The sequence below is a fragment of the Pseudomonas sp. Au-Pse12 genome (assembly GCF_021341665.1).
GTDB lineage: Bacteria > Pseudomonadota > Gammaproteobacteria > Pseudomonadales > Pseudomonadaceae > Aquipseudomonas.
Genome location: NZ_JAJTTH010000004.1, coordinates 213,260 through 237,330 on the forward strand (window position 1 = coordinate 213,260; position 24,071 = coordinate 237,330).

The window sequence follows — 24,071 nt, forward strand, 5'->3', positions numbered from 1 at the left end:
CAGGCGGTTAACGGGTGAAGCGCAGGGGCAGGCCCTGACAGTGGTCGTACAGGCGGCCCTGATGCCAGGCGAGCTGGCCGGAGACCAGGGTGGTGCTGACGCTGTGGCGAAAGCGCCGGCCGGTGAACGGTGTCCAGCCGCATTGGGCAAGGATCGGCTGGCTGTCCACGGCCAGGCCCCCGGGTTCGGCGCGGATCAGCACCAGGTCGGCCCAGTAGCCCTCGCGCAGGTAGCCGCGGTCGGGGATGGCGAACAGATCGGCGACCCGGTGGCTGGTCTTGGCCACCAGGGTGGTCAGGGGCAGCAGCCGGTCGGCCACCAGTTCCAGCAGCGCCGGCAAGGCGTGTTGCACCAGCGGCAGGCCGGAAGGCGCGCGGCTGTAAGGCAGTTGTTTCTGCTCCCAGGTGTGGGGGGCGTGGTCGGTGCCGATGACATCCAGGCGCTGGCTGTTGAGGGCCTGGCGCAGGGCATCGCGATCGGCCTGGGTCTTGATCGCCGGGTTGCATTTGATCAGGTGGCCCAGGCGCGGGTAGTCGCGGTCATCGAACAGCAGGTGGTGCACGCAGACTTCGGCGGTGATGTGCTTGTCCGCCAGGGGCCGGTCCTCGAACAGCGCCAGCTCCCGAGCGCTGGTCAGGTGCAGGACGTGCAGGCGGGTGCCGTGTTTTCTGGCCAGTGCCACCGCCAGGGACGAGGAGCGGTAGCAGGCCTCGGCATCGCGGATGTGCGGGTGGGCGGCGGCGGGGATCTGCTCGCCGTACAGCTGCAGCCAGCGCTGTTGCCGGCCCTGGATGCTCGGGGTGTGTTCGCAGTGGGCCAGGAGCAGGGTCGGCACCTGACGAAACAGCCGGTCCAGCACCTCGGGGTCGTCCACCAGCATGTTGCCGGTGGAGGCGCCCATGAACACCTTGACCCCGGCGACCTGGGTCGGGTCCAGGGCGGCGACGGTGTCGAGGTTGTCGTTGCTGACGCCGAAGTGGAAGCCGTAGTTGGCCACCGACGTGGTCGCCGCGCGGCGCTTCTTGTCCGCCAGGGCAGCCAGGGTCAGGGTTGCCGGCGAGGTGTTGGGCATGTCCATGAAGCTGGTGATGCCACCGGCCACCGCCGCCCGCGACTCACTATGCAGGCTGCCTTTTTCCGGCGCGCCGGGGTCACGAAAGTGCACCTGATCGTCGATCATCCCCGGCAGCAGCCATTGGCCCTGGGCGTCGATTTCGACCTCGGCGCTGAGGTGGTCGAGGCTGCCGATGGTGTCGATGCGCCCGTGGCTGACCAGCAGGTCGGCGTCGAACTCGCGCCCTTCATTCACCAGGCGGGCGTTGCGGATGAGGATTCGGCTCATGCTCAAAACTCGTTCTGCAGGGCCTTGTAGCCACGCACCAGATCGACGTTGGTGCGCGCCACGTCTTCGGAAAACTCCGAAGCGCTGACACTCACGGGAGGGAACTGGGCGAGGTCGGTCTTGGGCCCGATGCGGGTGGTGGAGGGCACGTAGAAACCCGCCGGCAGGTCGCGGCCGTCCACCACCGAGTTGTGCCGGACCACGCTGCCGTCGCCGACCTCGCAGTTGAACAGCACGCTGTTGAAGCCGATGAACACCCGGTCGCCGACCACGCACGGGCCATGGACGATGGAGCGGTGGGCAATGGAGGTGTGCTGGCCGATGGTCACCGCCGCGCCGGATTTGGAGTGGATCACCACGCCGTCCTGGATGTTCGAGTTGGCGCCGATGGTGATGGCTTGCATCTGGCCGCTGGCGTCCACTTCATCGGCGCGGATCACCGCGTAGGGGCCGACGAACACGTTGTCGCCGATCACCACCTTGCCGCAGATGATGGCGGTCTTGTCCACGTAGGCCGATTCGGCGATCACTGGCAGGTCGCCGGAGGGGTTTTTACGAATCATGGCGCGAGTCCTTCAAGGGGGAACTGATGACTTCCACCGCGCCATCGCGAATGGCGTTGTAGAAACAGTTGGGGCGACCGGTGTGGCAGGCAGGTCCTTGCTGATCCACGAGCAGCAGCACGGCATCGCCGTCGCAGTCCAGGCGTGCTTCGATCAGGCGTTGCCGGTGCCCGGAGCTTTCACCCTTGCGCCACAGGCACTGGCGCGAACGCGACCAGTAGCAGGCCTGGCCGCTGGCCAGGGTCTCGGCCAGGGCCCGGCGGTTCATCCAGGCCAGCATCAGCACTTCGCCACTGTCGTGCTGCTGGGCGATGGCGGCGATCAGGCCGTCGCTGTTCCAGGGCAGGGCGTCGAGCACGGCGGCCAGCGGCCAGCGGCTGCCCTGGGGCGCGCCTTCCAGCGTCAGCAACGACAGCGGCGGGGGCTGGTTCATGGTCGGCTCAGGGCGTCGTACAGGGTGTTGAGGTTGGCTTCGAACAGGCCGGTGAACGTGCTGGCCGGGCCGCTGGCCGAGAGTGCGTCGGAGTACAGGGTGCCGCCGATATGGGCGCCGCTTTCGTCGGCGATCTGCTTGAGCAGGCGGGCGTCCTTGATGTTTTCCATGAACACCGCCTTGACCTTGGCGGTGCGGATCTGGGTGATCAGCGCGGCGACTTCGGCGGCCGAAGGTTCACGCTCGGTGGACAGGCCCTGGGGCGCCATGAAGTCGATGCCGTAGGCCTGGCCCAGGTAACCGAAGGCGTCGTGGGAGGTGACGATCTTGCGGTTGCCCGGGGGCAGTGAGCCGAGCTTGGCCTTGGCCTCGGCCAGCAGGCGATAGACCTGTTGCAGGTAGGCCTGGCTGTTGCGCCGGTAGTCGGCCTGGTGGGCCGGGTCGGCGGCGATCAGCGCCTGGGTGATGTTGTTCACATAGAGTTCGCTGTTGGCCAGGTTGTGCCAGGCGTGCGGGTCGGGAACGCTTGCACCGTCTTCCTCAAGGGTGCGCGGAATGACGCCGCGGCTGGCGATGACCTGTTGCGCCGGGGTGGCGGTGCTGGCGATCAGGCGGTCCAGCCAGGGTTCGAAGCCCAGGCCGTTCTTGATGATCAGCCGGGCCTTGAGCAAGGCCTTGGCGTCATCCGGGGTGGGTTCGTAGGTGTGGGCGTCCTCATCGGCGCCCACCAGGTTGGTGATCTGCACATGTTCGCCGCCGATCTGGCGGGTCATGTCGGCGAGGATGCTGAAACTGCTGACCACAGCCAGCTTGTCCGCCGCGTGGGCGGTGGACAGCGACAACGGCAACAGCAGGCTGAACAGCACGAGTAGAGCGCGCATCGGTAGACACCTCATGGGGATGTGAGCAAAGGCGGGCGGCGCAGCAAGCCGTGCACCGGACCGAACACCACGGACAGCAGATACAGCCCGCCCGCCACCAGCACGATGGCCGGCCCGCTGGGCAACGAGTAATGGAACGACAGCAGCAAACCGAGCCACACCGAAAGACAGCCCAGCACGGCGGCGATAGCGATCAGGGTCGGCAGACGGCGGCTCCAGAAACGCGCGGCGGCGGCCGGCAGCATCATCAGCCCCACCACCATCAGCGCGCCGATGGCCTGGAAACCGATCACCAGGTTGAGCACCACCAGGGTCAGGAACAGGCCGTGGGCCAGGGGGCCGAGGCGGCTGACGCTGTGCAGGAACAGCGGGTCGAGGGTGTCCAGCAGCAGGGCTTTGTAGATCAGCGCCATGGCCAGCAGGCTGAAGGCCGAGACCAACAGCATGCCGTTCAGGGTCGGGCCATCCACCGCCAGGGCCGAGCCGAACAGCAGGTGCAACAGGTCCAGGCGCTGGCCCGCGAGCCCGAGGATCAGTACCCCGCTGGCCAGGGAAATGGGGTAGAGCGCGGCGATGCTGGCGTCTTCCCGCAGGCCGGTACGGCGGGTGACCCAGGCGGCCAGGCCGGCCATGCCCAGCCCGGCGCCGAGGCCGCCGAGGGTCAACGCGGGCAGGCTGAGACCGGCCAACCAGAAACCCAGGGCGGCGCCGGGGAGAATGCCGTGGGCCACGGCGTCGCCGATCAGGCTCATGCGCCGCAGGATCAGGAACACCCCCAGAGGCGCAGTGCTGCAGGCCAGCAGCAGGCCTCCGAGCAGGGCCCGGCGCATGAACATGAATTCGCTGAACGGTTGCCAGACATGCGCGGCGAGCTGCATCAAGCCACCCGCGCGCACGGTGGTTGGGCGATCAGCTCTTGGCTGGGGCCGAATACGCAGCCGCTGCTTTTTACCAGCAGGGTCCGGGGGATGTGTTGGCGCACGGCGGCCAGGTCATGGCAGACCACCACCAGGGTTCGGCCCTGGGCGTGCCAGTTGTACAGGTGGCGCCAGAGCAGGGCCTGGCCTGTTTCGTCGAGGGCGGCGTGGGGCTCGTCCAACAGCAGTATCGGTGCTTCGGTCAGGCTCAAGCGGGCGAGCAGGGCGCGTTGCAATTCGCCGCCGGAAAGGGCCATCAACGGGCGTTTTTCCAGGCCGCTCAGGCACCAGTCTTCGAGTACCGTGCGCAGCTTTTCTCCCCGGGCCCTGGCCGGTTCACGTTTGCCCCAGAATCCACCGGCCACCAGTTCTTCCAGGCTGATGGGGAACTGCCGGTCCAGGTGTTGCTGCTGTGGCAGGAACGACAGACCGCCGCGCGGCGTACCCAGGTGGACCTTGCCCGAGAGTGGCTTCTGCAACCCGGCGAGGACTTTCAGCAAGCTGCTCTTGCCCGACCCGTTGGCGCCGATGATCGCGCTCAGGCTGGCCTTGGGCAGGTGCAGATCCAGCGCCGGGGTCAGCGGTTGCCCCGGGGCGCCCCAGCGCAGGTTTTCGCAGCGGATCATCAGGCCTCCCAGTTCCAGCGGCTTTCGGCCACGGCGTCATGGGCGTGCAGGCTTTCGGCGTGCACCACCCGCAGTTGGAAGGCGTTGATTCCGGGTGAGCGGCGCAGGGCCAGGTTCAAGCGGCGGGCGGCGTCTTCACAGAACATCAGGTTCTGCCCGTTGGCCAGGGCGAAGGCTTGCTCGTCAGCGCGCTTGACCGCGGTTTGCACAGCGGTGCCCAGGGCGCTTTCTGCATCGTTGATCAAGGCAATCAGCGGCAGTTCGTCGATGAAATCATCCAGGCGCAAATGCAATGCTGCGTTGCTGCGCTGGCTGTGGGGCGTGGCAACGATGCCTTGGGACGAACCGAGCCAAGCCAGGACGTCGGTGTGTTGCAGTGGCCGATCGGCAAAATCATCAATGAATTGCTGCTGGATCAGTTGCCGCGCCAATGCCGCCGAGCAGGGGCAGGTTGAGGAATAAGGCACATCGATTTTTAGTTCCACGTGGAACATTGCGTTTTTCAGCCGCGCTTCAATGCTCAGCGGGTAGCTTTTCCAGCCGGCCAAAGGGCTGACCAATGCTGGGCGTTTCAGCAGCAGATCCAGCTGAATGCTCAGGTAGGCGCTATGCGCCAGACCTTCATGGCTATCAAGGAAACGCTGCAAAACCTGGCGCAGCAGCGCAGGGGTGAGGCTTTCCTGTTCGAGCATTTCCAGGGCCAGGTACAGGCGCGACATATGAATGCCTCGCGCCTCGCCATCGTCGAGGCTGACACCGGCATCGGCCTTGGCGGCGGTTCGCTGGCCGTCGATCACTACAGGTAAGGCAATGCCGCACATGCCCACCCATTCCAGGGGCAAGGCTTGGCGTGAGGCCTGCGCGGCGATATCCGGCAGAGTCAGCGCGTTCATGAACAGGTCCGTCGTGGGAAATAATTCGACATGTTATATTATAACAATACGTCCGATGGAAAGTTTTTCCTCGACGGTCGTTCATCCTGCCTTGTGAGTACGGACGCTCCTTTTCTGCGGTATTTGCCATGCACAGACGTCAATTGCTCAACCTGCTGTTGGCCGGTACGGCCCTGATGTTTCCCTGGAGTGTTTCCGCCGCGCAGATCCGCCATGCGCGTGTGTGGAAAGACACCGAAAAGCTGCGGCTGGTGCTCGATCTGAGCGGCCCGGTGCAGTACAAGACCTTCACCCTGAGCGCGCCGGAGCGCGTGATCATCGATCTCAATGGCGCGCGCCTGAGCGGCGATTTCAGCCAGTTGGCCCTGGGCAATACGGTGATCCGTGCGATCCGTTCCGGGCGTTTCGGCCAGGGCGATACACGGATCGTCCTCGACCTGCGCGAGCCGGTGCAGCTCAACAGCTTTCTCCTGCCGCCCCAGGATGGCCAGGGGCATCGGCTGGTGCTGGACCTGGCCGGCGCCGCCAAGGCGCCATTGCCGATCGCCGCGGCAGCTGCACCCCTGGCCAGGCCCGAGGCGGCAACGGGCAAGCCCCATCCCAAGCGCGACATCATCGTGGTGGTGGACCCCGGCCATGGCGGCAAGGACCCCGGCGCGGTCGGGGCCAAGGGCGAGCGGGAGAAGGATGTGGTGCTGTCCATCGCCCGCTTGCTGGCCAAGCGGCTCAAGCGGGAAAAGGGCTTCGACGTGAAGCTGGTGCGCAACGACGACTTCTTCGTGCCGCTGCGCAAGCGCGTGGAGATCGCCCGCAAGCACCAGGCCGACATGTTCATCTCGGTGCATGCCGATGCGGCGCCGCGTCTCACCGCGTCCGGTGCTTCGGTGTACGCCTTGTCCGAAGGCGGCGCGACGTCGGCCACCGCGCGTTTGATGGCCCAGCGGGAAAACGGCGCCGACCTATTGGGGGCGACCACGCTGCTCAACCTCAAGGACAAGGATCCGATGCTGGCGGGGGTGATCGTGGACATGTCGATGAACGCCACCATCGCCGCCAGCCTGCAACTGGGCAGCACCGTGCTGGACAGCCTGTCGGGGATCACCACCCTGCACCAGAAGCGCGTGGAACAGGCGGGTTTCGCGGTGCTCAAGTCACCGGACGTGCCGTCGATCCTGGTGGAAACCGGCTTCATCTCCAACAGCCGCGACAGCCAGCGGCTGGTCACCGCGCGCCACCAGCAGGCGATTGCCGATGGCCTGTTCAACGGTCTGCAGCGTTATTTCCAGAAGAACCCGCCGGTAAACAGCTACATGGCCTGGCTCCTGGAAACAAAGAACAACCGCCCCGCGTAAAAGCCGGCTAGCAGCCGCCGATGCGGCTGCAGGTGAACTGGCCGCGGCTGCCGCCGGAGCTGGAGAAGCGATTGCGCGTGGTCCAGCCCACGCGCTGGCTGTAGCCCACCCAGGCCTCGCCATCGGAGGCCAGGCCGGTGAAGAAGGTCAGTTGCCCATAGCGGCTGTTGGTCTGCGCCCAATAGCGCTTGCCGACCACCTCGAAGCCGCGCAGATAGGTGGTGCTGCCGGCGGTCGCCACACTGTAGGCATTGCCCAGTGGGTCGACGCAGGCCAGCAGGGTGGCGCTGCGGGTGCAGGTGGCCAAGGTGCCGGGCATGGCGGCAGTGGCGTGGCCGGCCAGCAGCATCAGGCTCGAAAGCAGGGTGGGCAGGACAAGGCGCATGGCGATTCTCGTGGCGACAGGGGCGCAGCATCGCGCCCTTCGTCGTGGGCGGCAAGAGAGGATTGGCTAATTTGTATTGTTATAATATAACATCAAATAAAGCCTGACCCGTGACTCGCCATGACTGAACAAGACCTCCTCGCCCAGCCCGAGGCGCACTACATGAATGAAGCCCAGCAGGGCTTCTTTCGCGAGCTGCTGCTGGCCCAGCGCAGTGATCTGCAGGAGCGCATTGCCGGTGAGTTCGACCAGCTGCGCGAACAGGAGCCCCACAGCGACCCCGCTGACATCGGCAGCGCCGAAGAACAGCGCCAGTGGCAACTGCGCCTGCTGGAGCGGGAAAAGAAGCTTCTGGACAAGATCGACGAGGCACTGGAACGCCTGGCCCGTGGCGAATACGGCTGGTGCCGCGACACCGGCGAGCCGATTGGCCTCAAGCGCCTGCTGCTGCGGCCCACCGCCACCCTGTGTATCGAAGCCAAAGAACGCCAAGAGCTGCGCGAACGCCATCAACGGGCGCTTTGACCCAGCCGCGACCTGATGAGGAACCCACCATGACCGACCGTCTTCCCGTTACCGTGCTGTCCGGCTTTCTCGGCGCCGGCAAAAGCACCTTGCTCAACCACGTTCTGCGCAACCGCGACAACCTGCGGGTGGCGGTGATCGTCAACGACATGAGCGAAATCAACATCGATGGCAGTGAAGTGCAGCGCGATGTCAGCCTTAACCGCGCCGAAGAAAAACTCGTGGAAATGAGCAACGGCTGCATCTGCTGCACCCTGCGCGAAGACCTGCTGGAGGAGGTGGGCAAGCTGGCCCGCGACGGCCGCTTCGACTACCTGCTGATCGAATCCACGGGGATCTCTGAGCCGCTGCCAGTGGCGGAAACCTTTACCTTTCGCGATGAATCCGGCCAGAGCCTGGCGGACATCGCGCGCCTCGACACCATGGTCACCGTGGTCGACGGCCTGAACTTCCTGCTGGATTACCAGGCCGCGGAAAGCCTCGCCAGCCGTGGCGAAACCCTGGGCGAAGAAGATGAACGCTCGATCAGCGACCTGCTGATCGAACAGGTGGAGTTCGCCGACGTGATCCTGGTCAGCAAGATCGACCTGATCAGCAGCGACCAGCGCCAGGAACTGCTGGCGATCCTGGCGCGGCTCAACGCCCAGGCAGAGATCATTCCCATGGTCATGGGCCAGGTTCCGTTGGCGAAGATTCTCGACACCGGGCGCTTCGACTTCGAGCGGGCGGCCCAGGCGCCGGGCTGGCTGCAGGAGCTGCGCGGCGAGCACGTGCCGGAAACCCAGGAGTACGGCATCGCCTCCACGGCGTACCGCGCGCGGCGGCCCTTTCACCCGCAGCGCTTCTTCGACTTCATCAACCAGCCCTGGGTCAACGGCAAGCTGTTGCGCTCCAAGGGCTTCTTCTGGTTGGCCAGCAAGTACCAGGAAGCCGGCAGCTGGTCCCAGGCCGGTGGGTTGATGCGCCACGGCTTTGCCGGGCGCTGGTGGCGCTTTGTGCCCAAGCAGCACTGGCCCCAGGACCAGGAAAGCACCGCCGCCATCCTGCACAACTGGACCCCGGCCACCGGCGATTGCCGCCAGGAGCTGGTGTTCATCGGCCAGAACATCGACTTTGCCCGGCTCTGCGCCGAGCTCGACCTGTGCCTGCTGGACGACGACGAAATGGCCCTCGGTGTCGAGGGCTGGAGCCTGATGGCCGACCCCTTCGGTCCCTGGCATGAAGAGGAGGCGGCCTGATGCTGACCCTGAGTTCCCCGGTGACCCCGTTGGTCAATGCGCTGCCGGCCAAGTGGCTGTTGCGGCCCAGCGTGGTGCCCCTGGTTTCTCGTCGCCAGGCGATCGGCGCAACCCCGGCGGTACTGGCCGAGGTGTTGGAGGATGACGTCAACCTCGGCCTCTGGCAGCGGCGGTTGCCGGCCCATATCGCCGATTTCGGCGAGTTGCTGCTGTCCCTGAACCAGCCGTTGGCCGAGTCGCTGTCGCTGGAGCTGCCGGATGAAGATGCCCTGCCGAACCTGCAGGGACTGGCGTCGGGCTTCAGTGACTTGCACGGCTATGACGGCTTTATCGCCGACGTTTCCTGGCTGGTCAGCGCCTTTGCCTGCCTGTTGGGCGCAAAGCGCGTGGGCTTGCGCTTGCGGGTCCTGGACAAGGCCATGTGCCCGCGCTTTCACGTCGACCATGTGCCCGTGCGCCTGATCACCACTTACGCCGGGATTGGCAGCCAGTGGTTGCGCGAGGGGGCGATGGACCGTCGGCAACTGGGACAGGCCAGCGCTGAACCCCGAGACCCGGCGCTGATCCAGCAGATCGGCAGCGGTGAGGTGGCGCTGTTCAAGGGCGAGAAGTGGCACGGCAACGAAGGTTTCGGCCTGATCCACCGTTCGCCGCAACCGGCGCCGGGGGAGCGCCGGCTGATCCTTACCCTTGATTGGCTGGGTTGACCCAGGCGGCGCGCTCAGGAACGGCGTCTCCTGCGACGTCGGAGCGCGCGGGTTTTCGCCCTGCTCGGGAAGGGCGTAGCATCCCTTCACAGGCTTTCCGGACCCCCTTCCCATGTTGCAGAACATTCCCACCCACGTGATTGCCGGCCCCCTGGGCGCCGGCAAGACCAGCCTGATCCGCCATCTGTTGAGCCAGCGCCCGGCCGATGAACGCTGGGCGGTGCTGATCAATGAGTTCGGCCAGATTGGCCTGGACGCGGCCTTGCTGACTCAGGATGAAGATGGCATCGCCCTCGGCGAAGTGGCCGGTGGCTGCCTGTGCTGTGTCAACGGCGCGCCGTTTCAGGTTGGCCTTGGCCGCCTGCTGCGCAAGGCCAGGCCGGACCGGCTGTTTATCGAACCCTCGGGCCTCGGCCACCCGGCGCAGCTGCTCAAGCAACTGAGTGCCGCGCCCTGGCAAGGCGTGCTGGCGGTGCAGCCCTGTGTGCTGGTGCTCGATGCCCAGGCACTGGCGGCGGGCAAACCGTTGCCCCAGGCGCAGCAGGATGCGCTGGCCAGCGCCGGTCTGCTGGTGTTGAACAAGGATGAACTGCTCAGCGACAGCGATCGGCTGCGGGTATTGGAACAACTGCCGGATGTTCCCTTGTTCTGGACCCGCCACGCCGCGTTGCCCCTGGCCGAGTTGCCGGGGCTGGAGGCCAGCGCCAGTGCCGGCGCGGCGCTGGAGCAGCTGGATATTCCTCGGGGGGTGGCGCAACTGCCGGCGCTGTGGAGCGACCCTGCGCTGCCGATCTGCCTCAGCCAGGCCCAGGAGGATGGCTGGAGCATTGGCTGGCGCTGGCATCCGAGCCAGCAGTTCGACCTGGCCCGCATCGAGCACTGGTTGCAGAACCTCGACTGGCGCCGGGCCAAGCTGGTGATCCACAGCGACCAGGGCTGGCGTTCGGGCAACGGGCTGGACAATTCACCGCTGAACTGGCTGCCCAGCGAATGGCGCCGGGATTCGCGCCTGGAGTTGATCTTCAGCACGCCTCAGGACATGGCCGCGCTGCAAGCCAGCCTCGACGCCTGCCGCCTGTAGGCGCCAGCTTGCCGGCGAATCTCACGGCTTGAACTTGCGATGCTCTTCACGCCACTGGCTCAGCTCGATCACCTCGGCGCTGGGCAGCGGCTCCTTGGCCTCGAACGGGTAGGGCGCCAGTTCGATATGGGCGCTGTGGGCACCAAACTGGGTGATGGTGCCAGCATGGCGAGTTTCGCCAGTCACGGTGAACTCGAAGTTGTAGACCCGCGCCAGGCGCCGCCGGCCATTGGCATCCTTGACCAGACCGATACGCTTGAGCGCGACGTTGCCGTCCAGCAGCTCGATGTCGAGCCGCGCGCAATGCTGCTTGACCCGCTCCAGCGCGCGCTCGCGCAGGCCGTGGTTGTGCCACAGCCAGGCCGCTGCGGTGGCCAGCAGCATCAGCACAAAGATGTTTCCAAGGGTCAGCATGAAGGTTTGCTCCAACGAGGTGGCGTCAGCTTAACTGCGACTCCGGTCTGTCGTACAGGCTGCGTTTAGTCGCATACTGCGCGGCTTGAATTCCACCGGTTTTATGGAAAATCCTGCATGAAACGTACGCCTCACCTGCTCGCGATCCAGTCCCATGTGGTTTTCGGCCACGCCGGCAACAGCGCCGCGGTATTCCCCATGCAGCGGGTCGGGGTGAAGGTCTGGCCACTGAACACGGTGCAGTTTTCCAACCACACTCAGTATGGCCAGTGGACCGGAGAAGTGCTGGCGCCGCAGCAGATTCCCGAGTTGGTGGAAGGCATTGCCAGCATCGGCGAGCTGGGCAACTGCGACGCGATCCTGTCCGGCTACCTGGGCAGTGCGGCCCAGGGCCGGGCGATTCTCAGCGGCGTGGCGCGGATCAAGGCGGCCAACCCCAAGGCCCTGTACTTGTGCGATCCGGTGATGGGCCACCCGGAAAAGGGCTGCAGCGTACCGGCCGAAGTCAGTGATTTCCTGCTCGACGAAGCGCTGGTCATGGCGGATTTTCTCTGTCCCAACCAGCTGGAGCTGGACAGCTTCTGCGGGCGCAAGCCGCAATCACTGTTCGACTGCCTGGGCATGGCCCGCTCCCTGCTGGAGAAGGGCCCCAAGGCGGTGCTGGTCAAGCACCTGGATTACCCGGGTAAGCTGGCGGAAGGTTTCGAGATGCTGCTGGTGACCGCGGAAGGCAGCTGGCACCTGCGCCGCCCGCTGCTGGCATTCCCGCGACAGCCGGTGGGCGTGGGCGACCTGACTTCGGGTCTGTTCCTGGCCCGGGTGTTGTTGGGTGACAGCCTGGTGGCGGCGTTCGAATTCACCGCCGCGGCGGTGCATGAAGTGCTGCTGGAAACCCAGGCCTGCGCCAGCTACGAGCTGGAGCTGGTGCGGGCCCAGGATCGTATCGCCCATCCACGGGTGCGCTTCGAGGCCACGCCGCTCGGCTTCTGAGGCTGGGCTCAGGCCTGCTCGGAAAACTGCACGGTCGGCGCCGGCTGGCGAAAGCCCCGGGTGTGCGCTGCCAGGTACAGCAGGCCCAGGGCGAACCACGCCAGGCCGATGCCCAGGGTCAGCGCCGAGAGGCTGGTCCACAGCCAGACGATCAGGGCGAAACCGACCAACGGCAACAGGCCGTATTGCCACAGCCGCGCTGTGCTGCGCGGCTGGCCCTGGCCCAGGTGGCTCTTGATCACCGCCAGGTTGACCACCGAGAACGCCACCAGCGCGCCGAAACTGATCATCGACGCCAGGGTGGTGAGGTCGATGACCACCGCCAGCAACGACACCAGCGACACCAGGACAATGGCGACCACCGGGGTCTTGTAGCGTTCGGACAGGGTGCCGAATACCCGCCGTGGCAGGATGCCGTCGCGGCCCATGCTGAACAGGATGCGCGACACCGAGGCCTGGGACGCCAGGGCCGAACCGGCGGCGCCGGCAACATAAGTGGCGGTGAAGAACATCTCCAGGAAGCGTCCGCCGGCGTGCAGCATCACTTCGCTGGCCGCCGAGTCGGCGTCCTTGAAGCTGCTGCCGGGGAACGCCAGCTGGCTGGTCATGGCCAGCAGGATGAACAACAGGCCGGCGCCCAGGGTGGTGATGACGATTGCCCGCGGGATGTCCCGGCGCGGGTCGCGGGTTTCCTCGGCCAGGGTCGATACCGCGTCAAAGCCGAGGAACGACAGGCACAGCACCGCCGCCCCGGCCATCAGCGGCAACAGCCCGCCCTGGCTGCCATCGCCGACCCAGGGCGCGCTCAGGTCCAGGTTTTCGGCGCCCGCCAGCTGGCGGATCACCAGGCCCACGAACACCACCACGAAGACCATCTGCGCGCAGACGATCAGGTTGCTCATGCTCGACACCGAGCCGATGCCGCGAATGTTCAGCAGCGTCACCAGACCAATGGTCGCCACCACGAAGACCCAGGCCGGCACGGCAGGGAAGGCCAGGTTGAGGAACAGGCCGATCACCAGGTAGTTGATCATCGGCAGAAACAGATAATCCAGCAGCAGTGACCAGCCGGCGAGAAAGCCGATGCCCGGGCCGAAGCTGAGGCTGGCGTAGGAATAGGCCGAGCCGGCAATCGGGTATTTTTTAACCATGAAGCTGTAGGAAAGGGCGGTGAAGATCATCGCCAGCAGGGTGATCACATAGGCTGCGGCGGTACGCCCGCCGGTGATCTGGGTGACCACGCCGTAGGTGGTGAAGACGGTCAGCGGGACCATGTACACCAGGCCGAAGAACACCAGGGCCGGCAGGCCGAGGATGCGTCGCAACGAGGTGCCCTGGGCACTGTGGGTGAAGCCGCCATCGAGGCTGGCGTTAGTGGCGGACGCAGGGGGGCTGCTGGAGAGAGCATTGGCGCTGGGCATTTTTATTGTTCTCACGCGTTCGTGGGCTCGAAGGCTCCCTGGACAGGGAGTGCGTTTGTGCCTTGCCCTTCGATTCTGGCAGCGGCGCCCGGAGGGCATAACTCTCGATGTGGTCAAAAAGGGATGGATCTGGCCATTCGGGATGACCGCAGAAGCCTGCTGGAACATGCGGGAGGGGAAGCAGCGGGGCTATCAAGGACCGTCGGCCTTGATTTCCCGGTAGCGCTGTTCCAGTTCCTGGCGGATCTGCCGGCGCTGCCGGGCCTGGATGAAGCGCCGCTTGCCGTCGGCGGTCTCGGGCTGCAACGGCGGCACCTGGGCCGGTTTGCGCTGGTCGTCCACCGCCACCATGGTGAAGAAGCAGCTGTTGGTGTGGCGCACCGAACGCTCGCGGATGTTCTCGGTGACCACCTTGATGCCCACCTCCATGGAGGTGTTGCCGGTGTAGTTGACCGAGGCCAGGAAGGTCACCAGTTCGCCGACATGCACCGGCTCGCGGAAGATCACCTGGTCCACCGACAAGGTCACCACGTAGCGGCCGGCGTAACGGCTGGCGCAGGCATAGGCGACTTCGTCGAGGTACTTGAGCAGGGTGCCGCCGTGGACATTGCCAGAGAAATTGGCCATGTCAGGGGTCATCAATACCGTCATCGACAGCTGGGCGTTTCCGGGTTCCATAGCACACTCACGGTTCTAGGCAGGGGTTGCTGAAGCACCTCTGCGGGTGCTGGTTTCAAGGGTTTTCAAACCATCGATAACGGGACGCCGGCCCGCGTCGTGCCGTCACGCTCCGGTGGATCTGTTTCCATATATTGCACCGCCTTTCTGCCGGAAGTCGCGGTGTTAACCTGCAAAACACCCGTTCCAGGGCTTTTTCCGCTAGTCATCAGGACAAATCTTTCGGCTGATCAGAATATTCTTTTTAGGCGATCACACCCGCCCAGCATTCAAGGAGAGCCCCGGCCATGCATGCCATCAGCTTCATTCAGGACCTGGCCGTGATCATGCTGGTCGCCGGTGTGGTGACCATTCTCTTTCACCGGCTCAAGCAACCGGTGGTGCTGGGCTACATCGTCGCCGGCTTCATCATTGGCCCGCACACTCCGCCCTTCGGGCTGATCCACGATGAACAGACGATCAAGACCCTGGCCGAGCTCGGGGTGATCTTCCTGATGTTTTGCCTGGGGCTGGAATTCAGCCTGCGGAAACTGTTCAAGGTCGGGGCTACGGCGTTCATCGCGGCGTTCCTGGAAATCGTCCTGATGATCTGGATCGGCTACGAGATCGGCCGCTGGTTCGACTGGAGCACCATGGATTCGCTGTTCCTCGGGGCGATCCTGGCCATTTCCTCCACCACCATCATCGTCAAGGCGCTGAACGACCTGAAGATGAAGAATGAGCGCTTTGCCCAGCTGATCTTCGGCGTGCTGATCGTCGAGGACATCCTCGGCATTGGCATCATCGCCTTGCTGTCGAGCATCGCCGTCAGCGGCACGGTGAGTTCCGGCGAGGTGTTTTCCACGGTCGGCAAGCTCTCGCTGTTCATGATCGTGGCCCTGGTGGTCGGCATCCTGCTGGTGCCGCGCCTGCTGGCCTACGTGGCCAAGTTCGACAGCAACGAGATGCTGCTGATCACCGTGCTGGGGCTGTGTTTCGGCTTCTGCCTGCTGGTGGTCAAGCTGGAGTACAGCATGGTCCTGGGGGCCTTCTTGATCGGTGCGATCATGGCCGAATCCCGCCAGTTGCTGAAGATCGAGCAACTGATCGAGCCGGTTCGCGATCTGTTCAGCGCGATCTTCTTCGTCGCCATCGGCCTGATGATCGACCCGCAGATCCTCCTGCAATACGCCTGGCCGATTGCCGTGATCACGGTGGCGGTGGTGCTGGGCAAGATGCTGTCCTGCGGCATGGGCGCCTTTATCGCAGGCAATGACGGACGTACCTCCCTGCGAGTGGGGATGGGCCTGTCACAGATTGGCGAGTTTTCCTTCATCATTGCCGCCTTGGGCATGACCTTGCAGGTCACCAGCGATTTCCTCTACCCGGTGGCGGTCGCGGTTTCCGCGATCACCACCTTGCTCACGCCCTACCTGATCCGTGCCGCGGACCCGTTGTCGCTGAAGCTGGCGGGGGTTGTGCCCCAGCGCCTGAGCCGGGTGCTGGGGATGTATGGCGAGTGGCTGCGCAGCATCCAGCCTCAGGGCGAGGGCGCGCTGCTGGCGTCGATGATCCGCAAGATCCTGCTGCAAGTGGGGGTGAACCTGGCGCTGGTGGTGGCGATCTTCTTTTCCGGCGGTTATTTCGCCAAGCGCATTGGCGCCTATCTGCAAGATTGGGTCAGCGAACCCAGCTGGCAGAAGGCGCTGATCTGGGGCGGGGCGCTGCTGTTGTCGCTGCCATTCCTGATTGCCGCCTATCGCAAGCTCAAGGCGCTGTCGATGTTGCTGGCGGAGATGGGGGTCAAGGCGGAAATGGCCGGGCGTCATACCCAGCGGGTGCGTCGGGTGATCGCCGAGGTGATCCCGATCCTCTCGTTGCTGGTGATCTTCCTGCTGCTGGCGGCCTTGTCGTCGAGCATCCTGCCGACCCTGGAGCTGCTGGTGCTGATCGCCGTAGTGGCGGCGGCGGTGGCGGCCGTGTTGTGGCGCTGGTTCATTCGTGTGCACACGCGGATGCAGGTGGCACTGATCGAGACCTTCGACCACAGCAAGGACAACGGTGGACATTGACCTTGCGGCTCGCCGGCAGGGTGCCGGCGAGCCTGTTCAAAACCTGGGGTGGGCTCAGCTTTCCAGCCAGACGTCCCGCGCCCAGTGCCACACCGATTCCCAGGATTCCTCGGTGATCAGCTCTTCTTCGCCGGACCACAGCACCACGGTGCCGTCTTCCTCGACGCAGTAGTAGTCGTCGCCGTCCTGGCAGATCGGAATCAGCTCGCGCGGCACGCCCATGTCCCAGGCGGTCGCGGCCACTTCCGGCAGGTAGGTGTGGGATTGCGGGTCGGTAACGGTTACAGGTTCCAGGCTGCCGTACACCACATCGCTGACCGTCAACAGGAACTCCTTGAAGACGAACGGAATATTGATGAACAGTTGTTCCTCAATTTCCACCAGCTGATCTTCGTCCGGCAGTTCCAGGGGGACGGGTACCGGTTCGTTGGCTTCTCGGAGTTGTTCGATGACTTCTTCCACGGCCTGGGTCCTCTTAGCTCTATGGCGCGGTTATTTGACGGCGGTTTATACAGTAGCTCGCTATAAGTGCAATCGTGAAATGCAAAACCCCGACCTGAGTCGGGGTTTTGCCTTACAGCTGTGACAGCAGAATGAATCAGCCGTTCTGGCGGATACCTGCGACCAGCCATGGCTGGTTGTCGCCCTGGGCGCGCTCCATGTTCCAGCTTTCGCTGAACACTTCGCCCTGGTCGAAGCGCGAGGTCTTCGACACACCGCTGAAGGTCAGGGTGGCGATGGTCTTGTCGGCACGGTCATCCACGCCTTCCAGCTGTACTTGCAGGTTATCGATGTAGGTCGACTGGAAGCCGTCGCCCAGATCGGCACGTTCCTGCTTGAGGAACTGCAGCATCTGCGGGGTCACGAACTCGGCGATCTTGTCCATTTCGTTGGCGTCCCAGTGTTGCTGCAGGGACTGGAAGTGGCTGCGCGCGGCTTCAATGAAGCGCTCTTCGTTGAACCAGGCCGGCGCGTTGATCACCGGACGCGCGGCAGGGGCTGCCGAGCCACCGAAGATCGAGCCACCGGCAGGCTGCTGAGGTTCGAAAGCCTCACGCTGCATGGGCGCATGGCCAGCTGGAGCGAACTGCTCCTGCTGCTTGCGACGACGCGCGGCGATGAAGCGGAAGATCACGAAGGCGATGACCGCCATGATCAGGATGTCGAAGATCTGCATGCCCTGGAAGCCGCCGCCCATGAACATGGAGGCCAGCAGGCCACCGGCCGCGATGCCGGCCAGAGGGCCGAGCCAGCGCGAAGCACCACCGGCCTTGGCTGCGGCACCCGCGGCACCGGCTGCGCCAGCGGTGGCTGCAGCGGCAGGCGCGCCCGGAGTGGCCGGGGCCGCCTGGCGAGTTTGGTGGGTCGGGGCAGCGCCGGCGCTTTTGCCGCCACCGAAGCGCTTGGCGTTGGCGTCGAGGCTCATCGTCAGGCCGATGCACAGCGCCATGGCGATGCTAAGAAAACGTTTCATAAAGGGGGTTCCCATTTGTGGATGGCACGCGCGCCATATTGCACAGGTGAAGTGTCAGTGGCGAGCGGCATAATGTTTCGGGCTTTTGCCTGACAGGCTCGGTTCAGCTTCGTCAGGAGGCATGCTCGCCGATAGGTTTTTGTCCGCAAGGACGTGGCTTTGGTTCCGCCCGAAAGCCGTCAGCGGCGCAGGGCTAGCAGCACCACGCCGGCGCTGATCAAACCGATTCCGCCCCACTGTCGCAGGTCGAGCTTCTCCCCCAGCAGGCACACGCCGATGATCGCGACGAACACCACGCTAAGCTTGTCCACCGGTGCCACCAGGGAGGCCGGGCCCAGTTTCAGGGCGCGGAAATAGCACAGCCAGGAGGCCCCGGTGGCCAGCCCCGAGAGCAGCAGGAACAGATAGCTCTTGGCGGAAATCGATCCCAGGGACTGATATTGGCCCGTTGCGTACAAAATCAAGGCCAGGCTGACCAGGACCACCACGGTGCGCAGCAGGGTGGCGAAGTCGGAATTGACATTTTCTATCCCGACTTTGGCGAAGATCGCCGTCAACGCCGCGAAAGTTGCCGACAACAGCGCCCAGAATGTCCACGAGGAAAAAAAGCCTGAACCCATGTTCGCGCTGCCTTTTCTGCACTGACCTACGGTCGGGGGTTAGATGGCTTCCAGCTTGGCGTAGCCGAGCATCAGCCATTTGCTGCCTTCGCTGAAGTTGACCTGGACCCGGGCCTGGGCACCGGCGCCTTCGAAATTGAGGATCACCCCGTCTCCGAACACCGAGTGCCGCACCGTCTGGCCCAGGCTCAGGCCAGTGTCCGGAATCTCGCTGCCGCCAAACAGGCTGCTGGTGCTCTGCGACTGGCCACCGCCGAAAGGCCGGCTGACGCTGTTGGACAAACGCACTTCCTGAATCAGACCCTTGGGCACCTCGCGTACGAAGCGCGACACCTTGTTGTAGGTTTCGCTGCCGTACAGGCGACGGGTTTCCGCGTAGGTCATCACCAGGTTCTGCATCGCCCGGGTAATGCCGACATAGGCCAGGCGCCGTTCTTCCTCAAGGCGGCCGGGCTCTTCCAGGCTCATCTTGTGCGGGAACAGGCCTTCTTCCATGCCCACCAGGAACACATAGGGGAACTCCAGGCCCTTGGCGCTGTGCAGGGTCATCAGTTGCACGCTGTCTTCATGTTCGTCGGCCTGGGTATCTCCGGCCTCCAGGGAAGCGTGGCCGAGGAAGGCCGCCAGCGGCGTCAGGTCCTCGTCTTCTTCGCTGTTTTCGAAGTTGCGCGCGGCGCTCACCAGTTCCTCAAGGTTTTCCACCCGGGCCTGGCCTTTCTCGCCTTTTTCCGCTTCGTGGTAGGCGATCAGCCCGGACTGCTCGATCACCGTCTGGGTCATCAGGTGCAGGGGCATTTCCAGGGTCTTGGCGGCGAGGTTCTCGATCAGTTCGATAAAGGCCCCGAGGGCGCCTGCGGCGCGACCGGTCAGGCCTTTATTGGCCACCAGCTGGCGCATGGCTTCCCACATTGATACGTCGCTGTGGCGCGCATGTTCGCGGATGGCTTCGACGGTTTTCTCGCCGATGCCGCGCGCCGGAACGTTGATCACCCGCTCCAGGGCCGCGTCGTTGCCACGGCCTTCCAGCAAGCGCAGGTACGCCATGGCGTTCTTGATCTCGGCCCGCTCGAAGAAGCGTTGGCCGCCATAGATGCGGTACGGAATGCGCTCGCGCAGCAGGGCCTCTTCCAGCACCCGGGACTGGGCGTTGGAGCGGTAGAGAATGGCGATGTCGCTGCGGGCCATGCCAGTCTTCAGCGCGCTCTCGATGGTTTCCACCACATAGCGGGCTTCATCGTGCTCGTTGAAGGCGGCGTACAGGTTGATGGCTTCGCCATCGCCGCCGTCGGTCCACAGCTCCTTGCCCAGGCGCCCGGTATTGTTGGCGATCAGGGCGTTGGCGGCCTTGAGGATGCCGGCGGTGGAGCGGTAGTTCTGCTCCAGGCGGATCACTTCGGTGTCCGGGAAGTCGGCGGAATACTGGTGGATGTTCTCGATTTTCGCCCCGCGCCAGCCGTAGATCGACTGGTCGTCGTCGCCCACCACCATCAGGCTGTCGCCGCCCTGGGCCAGCAGCCGCAACCAGGCGTACTGCACGGCGTTGGTGTCCTGGAACTCGTCCACCAGCACATGGCGGAAGCGCTTCTGGTAATGCGCCAGTAAGCCCGGATGGTCGCGCCACAGGTCCAGGGCGCGCAGCAGCAGCTCGGAGAAATCGATGACTCCGGCGCGCAGGCAGGCGGCCTCGTAAGCCTCATAGATGCTGCGCATGGTGGCCAGGAACAGGTCGCCACTGGCCTGGATGTGTTGCGGGCGCAGGCCTTCGTCCTTCTGCCCGTTGATGAACCACTGGGCCTGGCGGGCTGGCCAGCGTTGCTCGTCCAGGCCCAGCTCGCGGATCACCCGCTTGACCAGGCGTTGCTGGTCGTCGCTGTCGAGGATCTGGAAGGTCTGGCTCAGGCCGGCTTCCTGCCAGTGGGCCCGCAGCAGGCGGTGAGCCAGGCCGTGGAAGGTGCCCACCCACATGCCCGCCGGGTTGATGCCCAGCAATTGCTCGATGCGGTGGCGCATTTCGGCCGCCGCCTTGTTGGTGAAGGTCACCGACAGGATCGAGTGGGGCGAGGCGTTCTCGACCTGGATCAACCAGGCGATACGGTGCACCAGCACACGGGTTTTGCCGGAGCCAGCACCGGCCAGGACCAACTGACGACCCACGGAGGCGGCTACGGCCTGGCGTTGGGCATCGTTGAGGGAGTTCAACAGGAGGGAGAGATCATCGCGCATCGGGGCATTCTAGGGGGCCGCGCCACCCCGGGCAAACCCGGCTTTGCATTAGCCGATAAAACAGCTGCTGGTGACGACCGGTTGGTCAAAGGCCGCAGCCATTGGTGCTTCTCGTCCGGAGACTTTCAGGGCCTGGGCCGGGCCATCCGGTTTTATTGATTTTATGACCTGGAGCAGTTTGGCTCGCGGCTTTGCTTGTGTATGCTCCGGCGACGTTTCGGGCTCAACCATTATAAGAACACTGCCTATGACACTTAATCCCGACCTGTCCGGGCCCTTTGTGGAGCCCCGGGTCATCCGCCAGCACTACGCCGTGGAGATGGCAGTGGAGCGCACGCGCTTGCTGTATCAGGGCTCGTTGCTGCCGACCTTGTTCATGTTGCTCAACGGCCTGGTGTGTACCTGGCTGCTCTGGAGCCCGGCGCGCTATTTGCTGCTCAGCGTGTGGATGGTCTGGCTGCTGGCCCTGGTGGCCTTGCGGGTGATCCAGGTCGCGGCCTTTGATTCGGCAATTCCCAGCCGTCAGGCGCAGCCGGTGTGGCAGCGGATGTTTCTCCTGGGCTCGGCGGTCAGTGGCCTGACCCTGGCCTGCGCCGGCATCGCCCTGGTGCCCACCGACAGTTTCCTGCAGCAGGCCTGGGTCTTCGGCCTGATCGGCGCGGCCATTCTGTCGGCCAGCGTGGCCTATGCGGTGAGCCTGCAGGCCTTTCTTTCCTTTACCTTGCCGTGCCTGTTGCCGGCCATCGCCTATCTGTTCTGGGGCGGCGACGATCAGCAGCGCGGCTGGGGCTGGCTCGGGCTGATCCTGCTGGTGTCGCTCAGCGTGGTGGCCTGGCAGGTCAACCGCCTGCTCCAGCGCGGCTTGCTGCGGCGTTTTCAGAACCAGGCCCTGATCGAGCACCTGCAGGATGCCCAGGGCCGCAGCGAGCAGCTCAATCGTGAGCTGGCGCGGGAGGTCGAGCAGCGCCGGCGCGCCGAGGAGCTACTGCGTGAAGCCCAGGCCGGGCTGGAGCAGCGGGTGGCCCAGCGCAGCCTGGAACTGGATGCGGCCAACCAGGCCCTGAGCAAGAGCGAGGCGCGCCTGGCCCTGGCCTTGAACGCCAGCGAACTGGGGCTGTGGGACTGGAACCTGCAGACCGACGAGGTCCATCACACCCAGATCAGGGAGCTGTTCGGCCTGGAGCCGGAAGAGGTCACGGCCATGCTCAGCCACCTCAAGCCGCGCCTGCACCCCGAGGACCTGCCCCTGCTCAAGCGTGCCCTGGTGGAGCACCTCAAGGGCCGCAGCGACGATTATCAGGTGGAATACCGGGTGCGCCATGGCGCTGGCCACTGGGTGTGGATCGAGGACCGCGGCCGGGCGGTGGAGCGCGCCGCCGACGGCCGGGTGCTGCGCATGGTCGGCACCCGGCGCGATATCAGTGCCGACAAGGAGCTGGAGGTTCAGCGCAACCTGGCGGCCACGGTGTTCGAGGCGGCCAGCGAAGGCATCGTCATTCTCGACCCCGATTACGCCCTGATCGCCGCCAACCAGGCCTTCAGCCAGGTCACCGGCTACCAGATCGAAGACATGCTCGGGCGCAACGTGGTGGAGCTGTCTTGCAGCCGCGACGCCCGTCGCCACTATCCGATGATTCATCAGGCCCTGGAGCAGCACGGCAGCTGGCAAGGCGAGCTGGTGGAAACGCGCAAGAACGGCGAGCTCTATCCGCAGTGGTTGCAATTGAATGTAGTGCGCGATCGGCGGGGGAAAATCCGCCATATCGTGGGCTTCTTCGCCGATCTTTCCGCTCGGCGCGAGTCCGAGGAGCGCATGCGCTACCTCACCCATTACGACGAACTCACCGGGCTGGCCAACCGCTCGCTGTTTCGCGAACGCCTGCGCGAGGCCCATCAGCGCGTGCGCCAGGGGGGCCGTAGCCTGGCGCTGCTGCACATCAACCTGGATCGCTTCAAGCTGCTCAATGACAGCCTCGGCCATGAAGTGGCCGATCAGTTGCTGCAGAAAATGGCCCGGCGGTTGGTCAGTGCCTTGCCGGAAGCCGACACCATCGCCCGGCTGTCCGGGGATGAATTCGCCGTACTGTTCGACGCCTATGGCAGCCTGTCGAGCCTGACCCGGGTCGCCACCCGGCTGCTGAGCAAGCTGCGCCTGCCGATTACTGTCGAAGGCCATGAACTGGTGGTCAGCGCCTCCATGGGCATCAGCATGCTGCCGGACAGTGCTCGGGAGATTGCCGCCCTGGTCAGCCAGGCAAACATGGCCATGGCCCACGCCAAGCACCTGGGCGGCAACAATTTCCAGTTCTATACCGAGAGCCTGCAAGCCAGCACCCTGGAGCGTCTGCAACTGGAGAACCAGCTACGCAAGGCCATCGAAGAGGACCAGTTGACGGTTTTCTACCAACCCAAGCTGTGCCTGGCCAGCGGCCGCCTGAATGCCGCCGAGGCGCTGGTGCGCTGGGATCATCCGGTCATGGGGCGGGTGCCACCGGGGGACTTCATCGGTCTTGCGGAAGAAACCGGGCTGATCGGCCCCATCGGCGAGTTCGTGTTGCGCCAGGCTTGCCGGCAAGCCTGTGAATGGCAGCGCCAGGGCCTGGAGCCGATCCGCGTGTCGGTCAACCTGTCGGTGTATCAGCTGCGCCAGGGCAAGCTGGTGAGCCTGGTGCGCCAGGTGCTGGAGGAAACCGGCCTGGAACCGCACTTTCTCGAACTGGAGCTGACCGAAAGCCAGCTGCTCGACAGTGTCGAGCACATCATCGCGACCTTCCAGCAGCTGCGCGACCTGGGGGTCAAGCTGGCCATCGACGACTTCGGCACCGGCTATTCGTCCCTGAGCTACCTCAAGCGGATTCCGGTGGACTACGTGAAGATCGACCAGGCCTTCATTCGCGGCCTGGCCGAGGGCGGTGAGGATGCGGCGATTACCCGGGCGATCATCGCCATGGCTCACGGGCTGTCGTTGAAAGTGGTGGCCGAAGGGGTGGAAGACCCGGCGCAGCTGGCGTTCCTCAGGGCGGAACAGTGCGACGAAGTGCAGGGCTACCTGATCAGCCGCCCGGTGGCTGCCGAAGGCCTCGCACGGCTGTTGCAGGTCCAGGGCCGGTAGCCGCCGGTGATACCTGCCGTAACGGCTACATAAGTCGTACCCAGCTGAAAATGGGGGGCGAGCAGGCAACTTCGTGATGCATTGGGCAGGCAAAAAGACGATTCCTGTAGTATAACTACAAGCTTGCTACATCCCCGGCGTCAGC

The 24,071-nt window shown here is 64.7% G+C and carries 23 protein-coding genes; 8 read left to right on the forward strand and 15 right to left on the reverse strand.

The window, feature by feature from the left end:
- Positions 1-7: 7 nt before the first annotated feature.
- Genes LXM55_RS12750 through folE2 form a run of 7 tightly spaced genes read right to left on the reverse strand, consistent with a single transcriptional unit; the run spans position 8 to position 5,655 of the window.
- Positions 8-1,342, reverse strand: a complete 1,335-nt coding sequence (locus LXM55_RS12750; RefSeq protein WP_233320696.1) for a dihydroorotase — start codon at positions 1,340-1,342, stop codon at positions 8-10.
- A 2-nt stretch (positions 1,343-1,344) separates the two neighbouring features.
- A complete protein-coding gene (locus LXM55_RS12755) occupies positions 1,345-1,905 on the reverse strand; it encodes a gamma carbonic anhydrase family protein (RefSeq protein ID WP_233320697.1) in 561 nt (186 codons plus the stop codon).
- On the reverse strand, positions 1,895-2,338 hold the full coding sequence (gene hisI / locus LXM55_RS12760) for a phosphoribosyl-AMP cyclohydrolase (RefSeq protein WP_233320698.1): 444 nt from the start codon (positions 2,336-2,338) through the stop codon (positions 1,895-1,897). The genes LXM55_RS12755 and hisI overlap by 11 nt, the downstream gene beginning before the upstream one ends.
- Entirely contained in the window at positions 2,335-3,219 is an 885-nt protein-coding gene (locus LXM55_RS12765; protein WP_233320699.1) for a metal ABC transporter substrate-binding protein, read from the reverse strand. Before LXM55_RS12765 ends, hisI begins: the two co-directional genes overlap by 4 nt.
- 11 nt (positions 3,220-3,230) lie before the next feature.
- Positions 3,231-4,097 (reverse strand): metal ABC transporter permease, encoded by an 867-nt coding sequence (locus tag LXM55_RS12770; RefSeq protein WP_233320700.1) that lies wholly within the window; start codon positions 4,095-4,097, stop codon positions 3,231-3,233.
- Complete coding sequence (locus LXM55_RS12775) at positions 4,097-4,762, reverse strand: metal ABC transporter ATP-binding protein (protein ID WP_233320701.1); 666 nt, start codon at positions 4,760-4,762, stop codon at positions 4,097-4,099. The genes LXM55_RS12770 and LXM55_RS12775 overlap by 1 nt, the downstream gene beginning before the upstream one ends.
- Positions 4,762-5,655 (reverse strand): GTP cyclohydrolase FolE2, encoded by an 894-nt coding sequence (folE2, locus tag LXM55_RS12780; RefSeq protein ID WP_233320702.1) that lies wholly within the window; start codon positions 5,653-5,655, stop codon positions 4,762-4,764. Before folE2 ends, LXM55_RS12775 begins: the two co-directional genes overlap by 1 nt.
- 128 nt (positions 5,656-5,783) lie before the next feature.
- On the opposite strand from folE2, the gene LXM55_RS12785 reads away from it, so the two are divergent.
- Positions 5,784-7,007, forward strand: a complete 1,224-nt coding sequence (locus LXM55_RS12785) for an N-acetylmuramoyl-L-alanine amidase (protein ID WP_233320703.1) — start codon at positions 5,784-5,786, stop codon at positions 7,005-7,007.
- A gap of 7 nt (positions 7,008-7,014) precedes the next feature.
- Here the strand turns inward: LXM55_RS12785 and LXM55_RS12790 are convergent, their stop codons facing one another.
- Entirely contained in the window at positions 7,015-7,392 is a 378-nt protein-coding gene (locus LXM55_RS12790) for a glutamine synthetase (RefSeq protein ID WP_233320704.1), read from the reverse strand.
- A gap of 120 nt (positions 7,393-7,512) precedes the next feature.
- On the opposite strand from LXM55_RS12790, the gene dksA reads away from it, so the two are divergent.
- The 4 genes from dksA (at position 7,513) to LXM55_RS12810 (ending at position 10,943) form a co-directional block, all read left to right on the forward strand.
- Positions 7,513-7,917, forward strand: coding sequence for an RNA polymerase-binding protein DksA (dksA, locus tag LXM55_RS12795; protein WP_233320705.1), 405 nt, complete (start codon positions 7,513-7,515; stop codon positions 7,915-7,917).
- A 29-nt stretch (positions 7,918-7,946) separates the two neighbouring features.
- Entirely contained in the window at positions 7,947-9,155 is a 1,209-nt protein-coding gene (gene zigA, locus LXM55_RS12800; protein ID WP_233320706.1) for a zinc metallochaperone GTPase ZigA, read from the forward strand.
- Complete coding sequence (locus LXM55_RS12805; RefSeq protein WP_442799755.1) at positions 9,155-9,862, forward strand: DUF1826 domain-containing protein; 708 nt, start codon at positions 9,155-9,157, stop codon at positions 9,860-9,862. The genes zigA and LXM55_RS12805 overlap by 1 nt, the downstream gene beginning before the upstream one ends.
- A 112-nt stretch (positions 9,863-9,974) precedes the next feature.
- A complete protein-coding gene (locus LXM55_RS12810; RefSeq protein ID WP_233320707.1) occupies positions 9,975-10,943 on the forward strand; it encodes a CobW family GTP-binding protein in 969 nt (322 codons plus the stop codon).
- A gap of 21 nt (positions 10,944-10,964) precedes the next feature.
- Here the strand turns inward: LXM55_RS12810 and LXM55_RS12815 are convergent, their stop codons facing one another.
- The gene (locus tag LXM55_RS12815; RefSeq protein WP_233320708.1) at positions 10,965-11,357 is read right to left on the reverse strand and encodes a DUF3301 domain-containing protein; all 393 of its coding nucleotides are present in this window, start codon (positions 11,355-11,357) and stop codon (positions 10,965-10,967) included.
- Positions 11,358-11,474: 117 nt separating this feature from the next.
- Between LXM55_RS12815 and pdxY the strand changes: the two genes are divergently transcribed.
- A complete protein-coding gene (gene pdxY, locus LXM55_RS12820) occupies positions 11,475-12,347 on the forward strand; it encodes a pyridoxal kinase PdxY (RefSeq protein WP_233320709.1) in 873 nt (290 codons plus the stop codon).
- A gap of 8 nt (positions 12,348-12,355) precedes the next feature.
- Here pdxY and LXM55_RS12825 read toward each other — a convergent pair whose 3' ends face one another.
- Together LXM55_RS12825 and LXM55_RS12830 are read right to left on the reverse strand one after the other, a co-directional pair.
- Positions 12,356-13,768 (reverse strand): APC family permease, encoded by a 1,413-nt coding sequence (locus tag LXM55_RS12825; RefSeq protein WP_233320710.1) that lies wholly within the window; start codon positions 13,766-13,768, stop codon positions 12,356-12,358.
- A 192-nt stretch (positions 13,769-13,960) separates the two neighbouring features.
- On the reverse strand, positions 13,961-14,446 hold the full coding sequence (locus LXM55_RS12830) for an acyl-CoA thioesterase (RefSeq protein ID WP_233320711.1): 486 nt from the start codon (positions 14,444-14,446) through the stop codon (positions 13,961-13,963).
- 287 nt (positions 14,447-14,733) lie between these two features.
- Here LXM55_RS12830 and LXM55_RS12835 point away from each other — a divergent pair, with 287 nt between their 5' ends.
- Positions 14,734-16,497, forward strand: a complete 1,764-nt coding sequence (locus LXM55_RS12835) for a cation:proton antiporter (protein ID WP_233320712.1) — start codon at positions 14,734-14,736, stop codon at positions 16,495-16,497.
- Positions 16,498-16,551: 54 nt separating this feature from the next.
- Here the strand turns inward: LXM55_RS12835 and LXM55_RS12840 are convergent, their stop codons facing one another.
- The 4 genes from LXM55_RS12840 to uvrD all read right to left on the reverse strand — a co-directional run bounded on the left by LXM55_RS12840 (position 16,552) and on the right by uvrD (position 20,814).
- Complete coding sequence (locus LXM55_RS12840; protein ID WP_011064330.1) at positions 16,552-16,959, reverse strand: SMI1/KNR4 family protein; 408 nt, start codon at positions 16,957-16,959, stop codon at positions 16,552-16,554.
- A gap of 136 nt (positions 16,960-17,095) precedes the next feature.
- Positions 17,096-17,971 (reverse strand): Tim44 domain-containing protein, encoded by an 876-nt coding sequence (locus tag LXM55_RS12845; protein WP_233320713.1) that lies wholly within the window; start codon positions 17,969-17,971, stop codon positions 17,096-17,098.
- Between the two features lie 179 nt (positions 17,972-18,150).
- The gene (locus LXM55_RS12850; protein ID WP_233320714.1) at positions 18,151-18,591 is read right to left on the reverse strand and encodes an EamA family transporter; all 441 of its coding nucleotides are present in this window, start codon (positions 18,589-18,591) and stop codon (positions 18,151-18,153) included.
- Between the two features lie 39 nt (positions 18,592-18,630).
- Positions 18,631-20,814: a DNA helicase II gene (gene uvrD / locus LXM55_RS12855; RefSeq protein ID WP_233320715.1), complete on the reverse strand. Its 2,184-nt coding sequence runs from the start codon at positions 20,812-20,814 to the stop codon at positions 18,631-18,633.
- Between the two features lie 247 nt (positions 20,815-21,061).
- On the opposite strand from uvrD, the gene LXM55_RS12860 reads away from it, so the two are divergent.
- Positions 21,062-23,926 (forward strand): GGDEF and EAL domain-containing protein, encoded by a 2,865-nt coding sequence (locus LXM55_RS12860; protein ID WP_233320716.1) that lies wholly within the window; start codon positions 21,062-21,064, stop codon positions 23,924-23,926.
- Positions 23,927-24,071: the final 145 nt, after the last annotated feature.

What these genes read in the sequence shown, in the direction of transcription:
- LXM55_RS12750 (WP_233320696.1), bottom strand. Translation starts at nt 1,342, where the DNA reads ATGAGCCGAATCCTCATCCGCAACGCCCGCCTGGTGAATGAAGGGCGC.
- LXM55_RS12755 (WP_233320697.1), bottom strand. Translation starts at nt 1,905, where the DNA reads ATGATTCGTAAAAACCCCTCCGGCGACCTGCCAGTGATCGCCGAATCG.
- hisI (WP_233320698.1), bottom strand. Translation starts at nt 2,338, where the DNA reads ATGAACCAGCCCCCGCCGCTGTCGTTGCTGACGCTGGAAGGCGCGCCC.
- LXM55_RS12765 (WP_233320699.1), bottom strand. Translation starts at nt 3,219, where the DNA reads ATGCGCGCTCTACTCGTGCTGTTCAGCCTGCTGTTGCCGTTGTCGCTG.
- LXM55_RS12770 (WP_233320700.1), bottom strand. Translation starts at nt 4,097, where the DNA reads ATGCAGCTCGCCGCGCATGTCTGGCAACCGTTCAGCGAATTCATGTTC.
- LXM55_RS12775 (WP_233320701.1), bottom strand. Translation starts at nt 4,762, where the DNA reads ATGATCCGCTGCGAAAACCTGCGCTGGGGCGCCCCGGGGCAACCGCTG.
- folE2 (WP_233320702.1), bottom strand. Translation starts at nt 5,655, where the DNA reads ATGAACGCGCTGACTCTGCCGGATATCGCCGCGCAGGCCTCACGCCAA.
- LXM55_RS12785 (WP_233320703.1), top strand. Translation starts at nt 5,784, where the DNA reads ATGCACAGACGTCAATTGCTCAACCTGCTGTTGGCCGGTACGGCCCTG.
- LXM55_RS12790 (WP_233320704.1), bottom strand. Translation starts at nt 7,392, where the DNA reads ATGCGCCTTGTCCTGCCCACCCTGCTTTCGAGCCTGATGCTGCTGGCC.
- dksA (WP_233320705.1), top strand. Translation starts at nt 7,513, where the DNA reads ATGACTGAACAAGACCTCCTCGCCCAGCCCGAGGCGCACTACATGAAT.
- zigA (WP_233320706.1), top strand. Translation starts at nt 7,947, where the DNA reads ATGACCGACCGTCTTCCCGTTACCGTGCTGTCCGGCTTTCTCGGCGCC.
- LXM55_RS12805 (WP_442799755.1), top strand. Translation starts at nt 9,155, where the DNA reads ATGCTGACCCTGAGTTCCCCGGTGACCCCGTTGGTCAATGCGCTGCCG.
- LXM55_RS12810 (WP_233320707.1), top strand. Translation starts at nt 9,975, where the DNA reads ATGTTGCAGAACATTCCCACCCACGTGATTGCCGGCCCCCTGGGCGCC.
- LXM55_RS12815 (WP_233320708.1), bottom strand. Translation starts at nt 11,357, where the DNA reads ATGCTGACCCTTGGAAACATCTTTGTGCTGATGCTGCTGGCCACCGCA.
- pdxY (WP_233320709.1), top strand. Translation starts at nt 11,475, where the DNA reads ATGAAACGTACGCCTCACCTGCTCGCGATCCAGTCCCATGTGGTTTTC.
- LXM55_RS12825 (WP_233320710.1), bottom strand. Translation starts at nt 13,768, where the DNA reads ATGCCCAGCGCCAATGCTCTCTCCAGCAGCCCCCCTGCGTCCGCCACT.
- LXM55_RS12830 (WP_233320711.1), bottom strand. Translation starts at nt 14,446, where the DNA reads ATGGAACCCGGAAACGCCCAGCTGTCGATGACGGTATTGATGACCCCT.
- LXM55_RS12835 (WP_233320712.1), top strand. Translation starts at nt 14,734, where the DNA reads ATGCATGCCATCAGCTTCATTCAGGACCTGGCCGTGATCATGCTGGTC.
- LXM55_RS12845 (WP_233320713.1), bottom strand. Translation starts at nt 17,971, where the DNA reads ATGAAACGTTTTCTTAGCATCGCCATGGCGCTGTGCATCGGCCTGACG.
- LXM55_RS12850 (WP_233320714.1), bottom strand. Translation starts at nt 18,591, where the DNA reads ATGGGTTCAGGCTTTTTTTCCTCGTGGACATTCTGGGCGCTGTTGTCG.
- uvrD (WP_233320715.1), bottom strand. Translation starts at nt 20,814, where the DNA reads ATGCGCGATGATCTCTCCCTCCTGTTGAACTCCCTCAACGATGCCCAA.
- LXM55_RS12860 (WP_233320716.1), top strand. Translation starts at nt 21,062, where the DNA reads ATGACACTTAATCCCGACCTGTCCGGGCCCTTTGTGGAGCCCCGGGTC.